At 40.5% G+C, this 15,826-nt stretch carries 11 protein-coding genes; all 11 read right to left on the bottom strand.

From position 1 onward, the window contains the following. Positions 1-3: 3 nt before the first annotated feature. The 11 genes from F975_RS14185 to aroB all read right to left on the bottom strand — a co-directional run bounded on the left by F975_RS14185 (position 4) and on the right by aroB (position 15,823). A complete protein-coding gene (locus F975_RS14185) occupies positions 4-1,713 on the bottom strand; it encodes an ABC transporter ATP-binding protein (protein ID WP_004754523.1) in 1,710 nt (569 codons plus the stop codon). 9 nt (positions 1,714-1,722) lie between these two features. After that, on the bottom strand, positions 1,723-2,577 hold the full coding sequence (locus F975_RS14190; protein WP_004754524.1) for a glycosyltransferase family 2 protein: 855 nt from the start codon (positions 2,575-2,577) through the stop codon (positions 1,723-1,725). Next, positions 2,564-4,468, bottom strand: coding sequence for a hypothetical protein (locus F975_RS14195; protein ID WP_004754526.1), 1,905 nt, complete (start codon positions 4,466-4,468; stop codon positions 2,564-2,566). The genes F975_RS14190 and F975_RS14195 overlap by 14 nt, the downstream gene beginning before the upstream one ends. Positions 4,469-4,572: 104 nt before the next feature. Then, on the bottom strand, positions 4,573-5,046 hold the full coding sequence (locus F975_RS14200; protein WP_004754528.1) for a pilin: 474 nt from the start codon (positions 5,044-5,046) through the stop codon (positions 4,573-4,575). A gap of 255 nt (positions 5,047-5,301) precedes the next feature. Then, the gene (locus F975_RS14205; protein WP_004754530.1) at positions 5,302-5,862 is read right to left on the bottom strand and encodes a TPM domain-containing protein; all 561 of its coding nucleotides are present in this window, start codon (positions 5,860-5,862) and stop codon (positions 5,302-5,304) included. Beyond that, entirely contained in the window at positions 5,856-6,755 is a 900-nt protein-coding gene (locus F975_RS14210; protein WP_004754532.1) for a TPM domain-containing protein, read from the bottom strand. Before F975_RS14210 ends, F975_RS14205 begins: the two co-directional genes overlap by 7 nt. A 17-nt stretch (positions 6,756-6,772) precedes the next feature. Then, positions 6,773-7,360: a LemA family protein gene (locus F975_RS14215; protein WP_004754534.1), complete on the bottom strand. Its 588-nt coding sequence runs from the start codon at positions 7,358-7,360 to the stop codon at positions 6,773-6,775. Positions 7,361-7,496: 136 nt separating this feature from the next. Then, entirely contained in the window at positions 7,497-8,918 is a 1,422-nt protein-coding gene (locus tag F975_RS14220; RefSeq protein ID WP_004754537.1) for an FAD-dependent oxidoreductase, read from the bottom strand. 73 nt (positions 8,919-8,991) lie between these two features. Further along, positions 8,992-13,467: a glutamate synthase large subunit gene (gene gltB / locus F975_RS14225; protein WP_171063192.1), complete on the bottom strand. Its 4,476-nt coding sequence runs from the start codon at positions 13,465-13,467 to the stop codon at positions 8,992-8,994. Positions 13,468-13,952: 485 nt separating this feature from the next. Next, positions 13,953-14,735 (bottom strand): hypothetical protein, encoded by a 783-nt coding sequence (locus F975_RS14230; RefSeq protein ID WP_004754542.1) that lies wholly within the window; start codon positions 14,733-14,735, stop codon positions 13,953-13,955. Positions 14,736-14,737: 2 nt separating this feature from the next. Continuing rightward, entirely contained in the window at positions 14,738-15,823 is a 1,086-nt protein-coding gene (gene aroB, locus F975_RS14235) for a 3-dehydroquinate synthase (protein ID WP_004754544.1), read from the bottom strand. Positions 15,824-15,826: the final 3 nt, after the last annotated feature.

A 15,826-nucleotide genomic window follows, 5' to 3' on the forward strand; every position in this document is an offset into this window, starting at 1 on the left:
TCATTAGAAATGGATCAACTGGTGGCAATCTTTGACTGAAGATTCCCGATGAGCAATGATTATTAGAGTTTTTTTACCATTAAGCTGTCGTATTGCCTCATTGACTGCATATTCTGTTTCAGTATCCAATGCACTAGTGGCCTCATCCATAAATAAGATTTCTGGATCTTTATATAAGGCTCTTGCAATTCCCAAGCGTTGGCGCTGTCCACCAGACAGCATAACACCACGTTCTCCAATCATGGTTTGATAAGAGTCTTCCAAATTACTTTGTATAAATTCATGGATTTGCGCTATTTGAGCGGCCTTAATAACCGCATCCATATCGATTTGAGCTGTTGGTACACCAAAAGCAATATTCTCAGCGATGGTTTTATCTGCAAGATAAATAGTTTGAGGAACATAGCCAACTAGCCGATACCATGCTTCATGATTACGATCAGTAAGTTGAACATCATCAATATAAACTTGCCCTTTCTGAGGGTGTAACAGCCCTAATAAAATATCCATTAAGGTACTTTTACCACAACCACTCTTACCCACAATACCAATACTCTGATTTTTATGAATAGTTAAATTAAAATCAGTAAAAATCTTTTTATCCAAACGATTAGGATAAGCAAACTCAATATTTCTTAGCTGAATTTCTCGATTAAAAGCCAAGGACCCTGACTTGTTTTCTTCCTGTTGAATAAGTTCTTCCAACGCAAATTCTTGCTTAATACTATTGAAAACATTTTCAGAAAATTTTATCTGGGTAACTGAGCGATAAATATTTTGTGCTGCTGGCAACATCCGATATGCAGCAAATCCATATAATCCCAAGACAGGTAAAATATGAGCAACATCTTTACCTGAAATCACCAAAGTAATGGCAAGAATAATCAAGCATCCATAAGCTACAGTTTCTACAACATGTAAAGGAATTTGCCCTAAAGTATCTTTCGTAGCAAGGTTTCGAGAAAAAATCCGAGAATAATGTTCAAACTGATCAATATACGCTTGTTGGGCATGATTAATGATGACATCTTTAATCCCCTCTAGCGCTTCCTGACAGGACTGATGACGTTGTTGGCTCGCTTCAGCAAATGTTTTTCCGATCAAATTTAATCGCTGTTTCACAATTTTATAAATCATCAGATAAAAACTGACCAATACTATCGCTGTCAAAACTGCCATAAGGGGATCATAAAACAATAAAATAGCAACCATGGCACAGGCTACAATTCCATATGACAAGATTAACAATGCAGGTTGGATCATACTCCAAACCAATTGATCCGTTTCATTCAAAATACTATTTACAAGAAGTGAGCTATTGCGCTGAATAAAGAACTCATATTTTTGTTTGAGATAAATTCTTAATAGTCGTGTAGAAAAATAATGCCGCTGCAAACTACTAAAACGATTGAGTGCATATTGAGTAACTATCTTGAAGCCTGAAGAAAAAACAACAATAAATAAAGAAATAAACCCCAAATAGACAATAAACTGTCGATTATCCTGTGCTGCTGTTAACAAATATAATTTCTTTAACAACGGATTAACTTCTATCACCGAAGCATTCGATAAGACTGCCAAAAAAGGCATAATAGAAATTACACCAATCGCTTCAATCATTGCCATAAAAATGACCAAGCAAAACACTAAAAGCAATTTTTGCTTATCGAGTGGTGTCAGTATTTCCCATAATTGTTGTAAGGTTTTAAACACCGATAACCTCTATTTATCATCTTTATACATAAGCGTCGTGATTTGTTCAGAAATCAGTCCCATCAGGAAAATCATAGTACTACCTGTATAAAGCAAAGCGCTCATATTAGTAAAGCGTCTATACTCATACAAGGTGTAACCATACCAACCAGTAGCTAAAACAAAAAGCAACAGTGCAAATGGTAAGAACATTTTTAATGGCGAATAAAGTGTTGCGATTTTAAAAATGATCAGTACAAAACGTGTGCCATCTTTAAATAAATGAATATGACTTTTACCAATTCGTTTTGCAGCATGAATTGGTATATATGTTACTGAATAACCTGCTCTAAAAAAAGCCATCGTACTGGTAGTCGGATAAGAAAAACCATTGGGAAGCAAGTACAAAAACTCACGAAATTTTTCAGCACGCACAGCACGAAAACCTGATGTTAAATCCTCTACTTGATGTTCTGTCATATAGGTTGCAAGCTTATTATAAAAAGCATTGGCAAAACCACGTCCAAGACTGGCCTGCGAACCTTTTTGCCGAGCACCAACAACCAAATCATAGCCTTGTTCTAATTTTTCTATAAATCGTGGAATATCGACAGGGTCATGCTGACCATCAGCATCCATAAATATGACAATCTCACCTTGAGCATGGCGAGCACCTGTTTTAATCGCTGCACCATTTCCTTTGGAATATGGATGTGAAATCACTTTCGCTCCTGCCTGTTCTGCAACTTGCAAAGTATGATCAGTCGACCCATCATTTACCACGATTACTTCATCAACAAGCTGTAGTGCCAAAATTTGCTCAATAGTTTGACCGATTGCACCAGCCTCATTTTTAGCAGGAAGTACGACACTAATTTTTACCATTCATCATTGCTCTTTTAATTTTATTTGGTGCTTGCAAACAGCTTTGTTCTAATGGTGATGTAGAGTTCTTCACCGAAGGGCATAAATCCTTTTGTACAAAATGAATCGCCTGATCATATTGATGTTGCTGCAATAACCACTCTAATTTTAGATTAGCCACCCAAGGATCATGAGAGAGCATCCATATCTGGTTAATTTGACGCTCTTGTTCAGAAATATTTTTCTCCGCTACAGCAATCATATACAAGTTATTATGTAGGCCGACATGATTGCCTGTGTTAATACCACCTTCTGGGCTTTGCAAGAACTTTTGATTGAGTTGTTTCAGGGTTTGCAAATCAACCAATTTACATTGCTTATTCTCTACCATATCAAATAAACTCGATAAAGTTGAAGGTAAACCTGCAACAGAGCGGAGTGGTCGATTGTATTGCAACAGATAATGGCGTGCACTTTGTACACTACTATTTAGATTCATTGAACAAGCTATCACCATCTGTTGTACATAAGAATTTAAACAATCAGGGCAATTCTTAGTATTTTCTTTGACAAACATTAGTGCATCAGGTTTATTACCATCTGCCAACAATTTTAATGCCAAATGTTCAGTGGCACGCATCGAACCTTTTTGATTATATTGCCATGCATAAGCAGCATAATATTGATTACCCCATGTTTTTGTCACTAAATAACAACAACCTGCCAAAATAACTAAATATGTTGAAAGAAATGCTGCCATAAAAATTTGTGACTTTTTACCATGAATTGTGGTAACTAAATATACGACACAAAAACATATTGCAAAAGCAGCGACATAATTACGATGCTCATAATATAGTTCGAGTGGAACAATCGTCGATTCTAAAATATGTGCTGTTAAAAACCATAAAATAGCAAAACTAAAAACTGTAAACTTCTGTCTAAAAACTACAGCTAAAATGACTAAAGCCAACCAAAATACCACACTCAAACCGCTATAAAATGTTGCAAATAGAGAACTATTGGTCGGATAATTATCGTGAAAAGGATTATAGGAAAAAATGTCAGGAATAAACAGTAAGCGTAAATAATCTAATAAAATTTGAGGCTCGGTAGAAATACGCTCGATAAATGTATATGGACGGTCTGCATATGCATTTGCAATATGAGGCAGTAAACTACCTAAATAAGCCAAAATAATAAAATAACATCCACCTAATACAACTAAACGTAATTTTCGTCCATATTGATATTCTGTTTGATTTTTAAATAAAGTAATTTCAGTCACAAATAAAAATAAAGGCAATAATATGCCATTTTCTTTGGTAAAGATTGCAAGTAGGGTAAAAATAGCAATAACTACATAAACAACCCATTGCCCTCTCTTTAGATGCTGAGCCTGATAATCCAGCGCATACAAATAAGCCAATACGCCTAAAAAAACAAAAGTTGCTGACAGGCTTGCCATCCTCTGAACAGCAATGAGAGACGTCGACACATTTAAAGGTAAAACAAGCCAAAAAAAACTGGTAAATAGCGCAAATAAAGCCTGATATTTTGACTGTGGCTTAACAAGTTTAAATAATTTCAAACTTAAGAAATAGATAATTAATCCATTCAACAAGTGAATTATTGTATTAATTCTAAAAAAATTTTGCGGATGATCAGGCCAATCTCCGACATTGAGTAAAAAACTCAACATGGCAACTGGTCGACCTAGAGGTCCTGAAGTTTCATTAGTGATATACTGAAATTCTGTTTGAAAATCATGTACCTGTTGCAAATTTCCTAATGGACGAAAGTCATCAAAATAAAAGGCTCCTGTAAACCCTTGACTATAAATCCAATACACCACCCCAGTTAAAACTAAAAAAATACTCAATATTAATTTATTATTTTGTAAGGCTTGCATATAGCAGATTCCTCAGAAGTGAATGCTGTCCAGTATATAATGCCAAAAAGTTACTGCAATTAAAAAAGAGTGCCGAAGCACTCTTTTTTTATGTTAATCAATAATTAGCTAACTGTACCGCCAACTGGGCAACCTACAGGCGCATATTTACTAGCAGCATTTGTAGTACAAGTCCAAGTACCAGAAGCTGTACGGTTCCACTGAACTTTGTTACCATCTAACGTAGAAGAAGCGCCACCATTTTGAGCATCAAATTGACCTTCAATAGCACCCGCTGTTGTTAATGCAGTTCCAGCATTTGTTGGTGCAGCTGTTTTAACAGCTACGTTCGCTGGAATTAATAATTTTTGAATGTTAGAACCAGTCCAGCCAATTTGACATGCGCCAGTCGCTGTTTGACCATTATTCAAACAGTCTTCATAAGCAGTTTTCAATGCACCCAATTCAGCTACGGCACGAGTTACTTGAGATTTAGCAATGTAGCTTTGATATGCAGGAATCGCAATCGCAGCCAAAATACCAATGATCGCAACAACGATCATCAATTCAATTAAAGTAAAACCCTTTTGAGCGTTCATCAACATTCTCCGAAAATCATGGAAGTTATTTTGTTTGTATAATTTACTTATACAATTTGTTCGTCCATTAATCATAGCACAGACTATGCCAACTTTTTAATAGCCTTGATTTTAAAAGATTTAATTTTTTGTTCTATTTTTAATCTTTAGAATTTGGCATTTTTATAGCACTTACAAAGCAAAAAGTGACATTTTTTGTCAATTAATACTTTATTTTTATATTTTTGATTAAATTTTAATCAAAAATATAAAAAATTATAACAAAATAGGTTCATCTGCTAATTCATTCAAATTTGTAACAGTAGATTGCTGAGCATAAAAATATTGCAAAATTTTCCCGATCTGCTCCACTCCAATTTGTATAGCTTTCAAATATTGCTCCTGTTGAATTAGCTCAATCATTTGATTACAAATCTGATCCCACACTTCTTGAGAAGCGGCTTGCTGTAAACCACGATCAAAAAGCAATTCAACCCGTCGCTCACATAAATTCAAGTATAAGAGCACACCACTATTCAATGCAGTATCCCAAACACCTAGCTCAGCAAATAGCTGACATGCTCGATTATAAGTCGTATACCGATAGGCCAAATGACTAGGCAACCTAGCTTCGATCACCACCTGAATCTCTCCGCTATGCCCTAGCTCTGCCTGCTGTACAGCATGGGTAATTTGCTCACGATCCTGCGTAGAAAAATACTCAGAACGCATTGAGACATAAAAAAGATGTTTCAACCAACGTCTAAGGCTTCTCGAGGCAGGCAAAGATCTCGCCGAGGTTACAATATGGGCTGTTCGCTTGAGTTGTATTACCATGAACCTGATGCTCCTCCACCGCCAAAACCACCGCCACCACCTCGGTAGCGTCCACCGCCTTGTGAGCCTGCACCACCAGTTGCCATAGACAATCCAAATTGAAAAATAAGCTGTGCCAGAGAAGTAATGAGTAGAAAAAACACAATTATTCCAGCTGCCAAGCTCATTAAAATCCCCACGCTCGCAACCCAACCTGCAATAATAGTTGCAACCGCAGCTAGCACTGCACTAATCCCATCACCAACAATCAATGATGCAACCACACCTACGATAAGAATCACCACAACATAAGACAGCATTTTTGCATAGGATTGCTGTTTAAGCAGTGCTTCTGCATGCTGTTGCTTTAACTGGTTAGCAGCTTGCTTCGCAAGTTCTGGGTCTTGATTCAGGATTTGAATAATGGCATCTAAACCGGCCTGAATACCTTTTGCATATTGTTGCTGTTTAAATAGTGGGGTTATTTGCTCACGGATAATTCGACTGAGCACAACATCGGGTAGAACACCTTCCAAGCCATAACCTGTCAGAATTTGTATACGATGATCGTTGATCGCAACCACCATCAACAAACCGTTGTCTTGCTGACTTCGCCCCAATTTCCACTGTTCAGCAACACGCATGGCATAATCAAAGATATCCTGCTGCCCCGTTGTTGGAACAATCAAAATGCCAATCTGCGCTTTCTGCTGCTGATATACCGTCAAAATCTTTTGGGTTAAGGCTTGCTGCTCAGTAGCTGTCAATACGTGAGCCTGATCAATTACAGGCTGATCCAGTACAGGTAAGGTAATCGTACTTGCTTCGGATATAGCAGAATCATCGGCCCAAAGGAGCTGGCTACTCCAACATATAAGCATCCATAAACACAATATTCGGCTGATCTGCAACATCGCGGCCACCTTCTCAATCAGAATGAAACTGTTGGTGCTTTGTCTACCCCTGTTTCAGCACTAAAGTTAGGGCGAGTTTTCATGCCGATCACTTTTGCTGTTAATGATTGTGGAAACTGACGTACATAGGTATTGTAATCCTGCACAGTTGAAATATAGCGTTTACGCGCGACTGCTATGCGATTTTCAGTTCCTTCGAGTTGCGCCTGCAAATCCAAAAATTGCTGATTGGCTTTTAAATCAGGATAGTTTTCTGAGACTGCAATTAAACGTGAGAGTGCTAAACCAAGTTGAGCTTGCGCCTGTTGGAATTTTTGAAAAGCGGCTGGGTCTTGTAAGGTTTGCGCATCGATTTTTAAACTTGCCACACTGGCGCGTGCTTGTGTGACTTGGACCAAAACATCTTTTTCATGTTTGGCATAGCCTTTCACCACATTGACCAGATTTGGCACAAGATCGGCACGGCGCTGATACTGATTTTCAACTTCTGACCATGCTGCATTGACCGCCTCATCTTTGGCCTGCAAGCTGTTATAGCCACAGCCTGAAACCAGTAGCGTGGTGGCGAGCAAGATCGTCAATGCCATTCGTTTGATTAAGCTCATATGTCATATCCGTATTATTGTTATTTAATATTTTCAATTTATTGTATGTGATTATTTTATCAACAGCCACTTTTTTATAGACACAAAAAACCCCAATCGAAATTGGGGTTTTGATGATATTCAGATTTGATGCTAATTAAACATCAAGATAATCTAGAATACCTTCTGCTGCCTGACGACCTTCCCAAATCGCGGTCACAACAAGGTCAGAACCACGCACCATGTCACCACCTGCAAAGATTTTCGGGTTTGAAGTCTGGAATTTGAATTCCTGCTGTTCAGCAGCAACCACACGACCTGAACCATCCATCGCAATGCTGACATCATCAAACCAGTCAGCTGGGCTTGGGCGGAAACCAAATGCCAACAGGACTGCATCTGCAGGTAGAATTTCTTCTGAACCTGGCACTGGTTCTGGGCTACGACGACCACGGCTATCAGGTTCACCCAATTGCGTTGTCACAACTTTAATGCCCGTTACTTTTCCATTTTCACCGACAACTTCAATTGGTTGACGGTTAAACAGGAAGTTTACGCCTTCTTCGCGCGCATTGTTCACTTCACGACGCGAACCTGGCATGTTCGCTTCATCACGACGGTATGCACAAGTAACTTCAGCTGCGCCTTGACGAATCGAAGTACGGTTACAGTCCATCGCGGTGTCACCACCACCCAGTACGATCACCTTCTTGCCTTCCATACTGATGTATTCAGCCGCATCTTTTTCCCAACCTTGACAACGATTCACATTGGCAATTAGGAAATCAAGTGCGTCATGCACACCTTCAAGGTCTTCACCAGGGAAACCACCTTTCATATAGGTGTAGGTTCCCATGCCCATGAAGATAGCATCGTACTCTTCAAGTAATTGAGCAATCGTGACATCTTTACCAATTTCGGTATTTAAACGGAAATCAATACCCATGCCGTGGAAAATTTCACGGCGACGTTTCATGACGTCTTTTTCCATTTTGAATTCTGGAATACCAAAAGTCAGCAAACCACCAATTTCAGGGCGCTTGTCAAATACAACAGGTTTTACACCATTGCGCACTAAAATGTCCGCACAGCCTAAACCTGCTGGTCCTGCACCAATAATGGCAACTTTTTTGTCAGTCCATTTCACGCTTGACATATCTGGACGCCAGCCCAAAGCAAAGGCGGTGTCATTGATATATTTTTCAGCATTACCAATGGTTACTGCACCAAAACCGTCATTGAGGGTACATGCCCCTTCACATAAACGATCCTGTGGACAAACACGACCACAAACCTCTGGCAAGGTATTGGTTTGGTGACACAATTCCGCCGCTTGAAAAATACGACCTTCAGAAATCAGCTTTAACCAGTTCGGAATATAGTTATGCACTGGGCATTTCCATTCACAGTACGGGTTCCCACAACCTAAACAACGGTGTGTTTGGTTTTGGGCAATTTCCGCAGTAAATGGCTTATAAATTTCCACAAACTCTGCTTTGCGGACAGTAATATCTTTTTTCTCTGGATCTTGGCGTGCTACATCCAGAAATTGAAAGTCATTATTTAGGCGCTCTGCCATTGTTCTCTCCGTGGGCAAGTGTGAATAACCTACTTGGTTAATCACACCGACCTATCAATCTTGAGTAGTGGAATTATTGAGGATCAGCTTTCATTTTTTTCAACAAAGTCTGGAAGTTGGCAGCTTTTGGTTTCACTAACCAGAACTTACGACTGTAGAAATCAAACTCATTGCGGATCTTATACGCCCAAGCACTACCTGTTTCAGCAATATGCTCATCCAGAATACGAAGCAAGAACTCTTGATGATCTTCCATCGATTCGGTTGAAATACGAGTCAAGTCAATCAACTCGTGGTTATAGTAGTCTACAAAGTCATTGTCAAGGTCAAGTACATAAGCAAAACCACCTGTCATACCTGCACCGAAGTTATGACCCACTTTACCCAGTACGGTTACGATACCACCTGTCATATATTCACAGCAGTGGTCGCCTGCACCTTCAATTACCGCAAACGCACCTGAGTTACGTACTGCGAAACGTTCACCTGCAGTACCTGCTGCAAACAATTTACCGCCCGTTGCACCATACAAACAAGTGTTACCAATGATTGCGGTATTTTGGGTCTGGAATGGTGAACCTTTTGGTGGGAAGATCGACACACGGCCGCCTGCCATACCTTTACCAACATAGTCGTTAGCATCACCTTCAAGTTTGATATGTAAGCCGCCTGCGTTCCAAACACCGAGAGACTGACCTGCTGTACCTGTCAAGTTCAAGATGACAGGATGTGCTTCCATACTTAAATCACCATAACGACGTGCGATTTCGCCAGATAAACGTGCACCAATCGAACGGTCACAGTTGCTGACTGTATAAGAGAACTCGCCGCCTAGACCAGACTCAATCGCAGGAAGCGTTTCAGTGATCATCTTCTCAGCCAATACACCTTTATCGAAAGGTTCATTACCCTGAACTTGGCAATACTGTGCTTTACCTTCAGCCGATGGATGTGAAGTCAACAATGCACTTAAATCAAGGTGTGCATGTTTATCTGTTTCACCTGGCAACACTTCAAGCAAGTCAACACGACCAATCAAGTCTTTCAGTGAAGCAACGCCAAGTGCTGCCAACCATTCACGCGTTTCTTCAGCAATAAATTTGAAGAAGTTGATGAGCATTTCTGGTTCGCCAATATAGTGCTCTTGACGTAAATGATCTTGTTGAGTTGCGACACCAGTTGCACAGTTGTTCAAGTGACAAATACGTAGATATTTACAACCTAAAGCGATCATTGGTGTTGAACCGAAACCGAAGCTCTCAGCACCCAAAATTGCTGCCTTGATAACATCAAGACCAGTTTTTAAACCACCATCAGTTTGTACGCGTACTTTGCCACGCAAGTCGTTTACACGAAGTGCTTGATGCGCTTCAGACAGACCCAATTCCCATGGAGAACCCGCATGGTGAATTGAAGACAATGGTGATGCTGCTGTACCACCGTCATAACCTGAAATGGTAATGAAATCAGCATAAGCTTTCGCAACACCTGCGGCAATCGTACCCACGCCCGGTTCAGATACCAGTTTCACTGATACCATCGCTTTTGGATTGACCTGTTTTAAGTCAAAGATGAGCTGTGACAAATCTTCAATTGAGTAAATGTCATGATGCGGTGGCGGAGAAATCAAGGTCACGCCTGGTACAGAGTAACGTAAACGCGCAATCAGACTGTTGACTTTACCACCTGGTAACTGACCACCTTCACCTGGTTTTGCACCTTGCGCCACTTTAATTTGCAACACTTCTGCTGAAGTTAAATATGCAGGTGTTACACCAAAACGACCAGACGCGATCTGTTTGATTTTCGAGTTACGAATCGTGCCGTAACGTGCAGGATCTTCACCGCCTTCACCCGAGTTCGAACGACCACCGATGGTGTTCATGGCAATCGCAATCGCTTCATGCGCTTCAGGAGACAATGCACCCAAAGACATCCCCGCTGAGTCGAAGCGTGGAAGAATTTCTTCAACCGATTCAACTTGGTCCAGTGTAATCGAGTTCGTGGTTTTTAACTTGAATAAGTCACGGATCGTTGTGACTGGGCGGTTATTTACCAGTTCTGCATATTCTTTAAAGTCTTCGTATTTACCTGAACGTACAGACTTATGTAAGGCATTGATCACGTCTGGGTTAAACGCGTGATATTCCTTACCAAATACGAATTTCAACATACCGCCTTGGTCAATTGGCTTGCGGTTTTTCCACGCCGAATCAGCCAGTTTTTTCTGGTCATTTTCAAGATCAACAAATGTTGCACCCTGAATACGGCTTGGTACACCTGTAAAGCACTGATCCACAACTTCTCGAGATAAACCAACTGCTTCAAACAATTGACCACCACGATAAGATGCAACGGTTGAAATCCCCATTTTAGAGAGAACTTTCAATAAGCCTTTTTCAATGCCTTTACGGAAGTTGGCTTGTGCGTGAATTGGGTCACCGAGCAACTCGCCTTTTGCAACCAAGTCATTGATCACATCATATGCCAAATATGGATAGATCGCTGTTGCACCGAAGCCCAAGATCACCGCAAACTGATGCGGGTCACGTGCAACTGCAGTTTCCAAAATCAAGTTCGCATCGGTACGCAAACCTGTTTTGCTTAAGTAATGATGAATCGCACCTGTTGCTAACACAGCATTGGCTGGTAAATAACCTTCACGGATTTTCTTATCCGAAATCACCAATAAAGTTTTACCGTTACGAACAGCCTGTGCCGCTTCTTCACAAATACGTGTAATCGCAGCTTGCAAACCTTCAGATTCAGGATAGTTCAGGTCGATATCAGCAATCTCGTAACCTTTACGACCTAAAGTACGCAACTGATGCATTTTTGAATTTGTAAGCACTGGGCTTGAGATGATCAAACGATCAGCATGTTCAGGGCTTTGTTCAAATACGTTTTGCTCACGTCCCATACAAGTTTCAAGCGACATCACAATCGATTCACGTAATGGGTCGATTGGCGGGTTAGTCACCTGAGCAAACTGCTGACGGAAGAAATCGGATACATGGCGCACTTGACGTGACAATACTGCCATTGGGGTATCATCCCCCATTGAACCGACAGCTTCCTGACCACTTTCTGCAATCGGACGCAATAACTGATCACGTTCTTCAAAAGTGACCATAAACATTTTTTGCGCCGCTTTCAGCTGGTCACCTGTTAAGCCTTTATTACTTAAATGCTCTTCAAGCTCTGGACTACCTTGTAAACGCACCGCATTTTCACGTAACCACTGACGGTATGGACGCATTTTTTTCAGGTGGTTGTTTACATCACTGGTTTCAAGCAATTTACCTGTAACAGTGTCGATCACCAAGATTTGACCAGGTCCTACACGACCTTTTGAAATCACATCTTCAGGTTCGTAGTCCCAAACCCCAATTTCTGATGCAAGAGTCATGTAACCATTTTTGGTAATCACCCAACGTGCTGGGCGTAGACCGTTACGGTCAAGCATACAAATCGCATGGCGACCATCCTGAATTACAAGACCTGCTGGGCCATCCCATGCTTCCATATGTTTTGAGTTAAACTCATAGAATGCACGTAAGTCTGCATCTAAAGTTTCAACGTTTTGCCATGCTGGTGGTACAAGCATACGCAATGCACGGAACAAGTCCATACCACCGCCAACCAGAATCTCAAGCATATTATCGAGGCTTGAAGAATCTGAGCCTGTCAAGTTCACTAGCGGATTAAGCTCTGTTAAACCTGGCAATAACGGGTTTTCAAATTTTGGAGTACGCGCCAAAGCCCAGTTACGGTTTGCAGTAATGGTATTAATTTCACCATTATGAGCTAAATAACGGAATGGTTGAGCCAATTGCCAACGCGGTAATGTGTTGGTTGAGAAGCGTTGATGGAATACGACAATATGAGATTCTAAACGCTCATCGGCAAGGTCTGTATAGAAGTCAGCAATTGCTGCTGGCATCATTAAACCTTTATAACTAATGACATTTGAACTTAATGTTGTTACATAAAATGAAGCATCATTATATAATTTTTCTTCTGCACGACGGCGTGCCATGAACAGTTTGCGGTTGAATTCAACTTCGCTCACACCCATTGGGCAGTTTACAATCACTTGTTCAAATACAGGCAAAGATTGTAATGCAATCTCACCAAGTACTTCGGTATTGGTTGGCACAACACGCCAAGCCAGTACTCGTAAGCCTTCATCATCCAGCTCTTTGGTGAGCACATTTTTTGAATGTTGCGCTAAAGCAGGGTCAATATTTAGAAAAACAGTACCTACAGCAAAAATTTCGCTTAAAGTTACATCACTGAGTTTCTTGGCTTCTTCGCGGAAAAAGGCTTTGGGCATGGCTAATAATAAGCCACATCCATCTCCGGTTTTACCATCGGCGGCAATCCCACCACGGTGCGTCATGCAACTTAAACTATGAATTGCAGTTTTCACAAGGTGATGACTGGCATCTCCCTGCATATGGGCAATAAGCCCAAATCCACAGTTATCCTTAAACTCATCAGGTTGATATAAACCTTGAGCGGGAGCTACAGTATTTGGCGATGGCATGTGCATAGCGTACCCTTCTTTTCAACATTGCTCGAATGAGCATTACATATTTCAAATTCCCTTGGCGGCTTAGGCCTCAGACCTCGCAGCAAGCGCGCAGACAGCTCTCAAGAATAGCCTTTTTTAGACTAATCTTGCATTACTTTTGTGACAAAAATATGCTTTTTCTGCGTGACACTTTGGTCGTGTCTGGACTGGAAGCTATTACGCCCACATTGAATCTCTTTGCTCCAAAATAAGGACAATTAACTCAACTCATGCACCATTTAAGCAAAAAATATGCCAAACAATACAATTAACATATAAAGTTCTTATATTTCATATAAATAAACTTAAAAAACATCACAAATCAGCTTTAACATTCTTAAAATTACGCACCATTTTTGTGCATTATTTGTATCTTGATTATTTTTTGCCTTATTTTAGAACTTTTTTCACACAGTTAGTTTTTTTTAAGTTGCACCAAAATATAGCATTTTGAATTTTTAACGTGGTACTGAAGCCTCTAAACCTGCTGACTGGGTCACACTCACCACATTCCCATCCCGATCATGACGGGTAATTGTCGTTTGCAAAGCATGGGAAACAGGCGCAACAACAGATGCCGACTTGGCTTTAGGCACAATCGCAGGTGGAGGTATCACTGCTGGCTCTAACTGGATGGAATAGAGCTTCTGATTTGACAGCTCTTCTGCTCCCATATCATTTACCCAGTCAGTATAATCTTTAAATTGCACTATTTTTGGGTGAATCGATTTAGGTAAACCTAAATTTAACGACTGTAACTGCTGCTCAGCATCAGCCTCTCCAGTATAGACACCATAAAGCAAAACATAGCGCTCGGGTTGATGCTCAGCAGCCAAACGCAAATAAGTAAATTTATTACGATCTGGTCGTTTGTCTAGAAAATCTAGAATGATTTCCTCTTTACTAGTTACAAAAAGTTCCAGACTATAATTGTTTAGATTTTCCTGAAGAAAATGTGTACCACGAAATTCAGCACTATGCTGACCAGAAGCAACTACACGTGTCGTTTGTTGCAATGGACGCACTTCATTGACCATCACGCCCAAATTTGGAATTGCAGATAATTTTTCAGCCTGAAACTGCGGCTGAACATCTTCTTCAACAGGTGTAGTAGAAGCTTGTTTTAATGGCTGTATATTGATTAAAAATAAACAAGCACCAGCAACCACCAAGCAGACTCCCCCACCGATCAATAAAATTCGACGTATTATGGTTGTATCTGCAGGGTGCTGTTCTAACATGCTTATGCCTTTTCCTGATTTGCCAAAATTGCCTGCTGCATTAACTCGACATCAAAGTCTTTAGTAATGATTGCCTGCCCCAATTGACGCATTAATACTAAACGCAACTGTCCATTCAAAACTTTTTTATCATGTGACATAAATGATAAAAATTCATCGAGTGGAATTGCAGGGCATTTTATCGGTAACTTGGCACGCTGAATAATATTTTTTGTGCGCGTAACATCTGCTTCAGAAAGCCAGCCTAAACGCCACGATAAATCCGCAGCCATGACCATCCCCGTTGCAACGGCCTCGCCATGCAACCAAACACCATAACCCAGATAAGATTCAATCGCATGACCAAATGTATGACCCAGATTAAGTAATGCACGCTCACCTTGCTCTTTTTCATCATTGGCAACAATACGTGCTTTATGGGTACAAGAGCGATAAACCGCTTCAGCAAGTAAAGTTTCATCTCCTTCAACAAGTGCATCAATATGCTGTTCAAGCCATATCAAAAATTCAACATCACCCAAAAGTGCATATTTAATCACTTCTGCCAAACCCGCAGATAATTCGCGTGGTGGTAATGTTTTGAGCTGCGCCATATCAGCAAGGACAACTTGTGGCTGCTTAAATGCCCCAATCATGTTCTTACCTAATGGATGATTAATCCCTGTTTTTCCACCAACACTTGAGTCCACCTGAGAAAGTAAGGTAGTTGGCACTTGTATAAAATACACACCACGTTGGAAACTGGCGGCTGCAAAACCCGCCATATCACCAATGACACCACCACCCAATGCAAGTACAGTACAATCGCGGTTAAAACCAGATGACAATAACGCATCAAAAATCAGATTAAGATGCTCAATATTTTTATACTGCTCGCCGTCTGGCAAAATACAATGTGCAACCGTTTTACCTAAATTGTGTAATGCTTGCTCATAATGCTGCAAATATAGAGGCGCAACCGTATCATTTGAGACAATCATGACTTGCTTACCCAAAACATAAGGTGCTAGTAACTGCTCAGGGTCAAGTTGACTACCAATATAGATCGGGTAACGACGATCACCCAATTCGACATATAACGTTTGCATATT

The organism is Acinetobacter brisouisimilis, assembly GCF_000368265.1.
Classification (GTDB): Bacteria; Pseudomonadota; Gammaproteobacteria; order Pseudomonadales; family Moraxellaceae; genus Acinetobacter.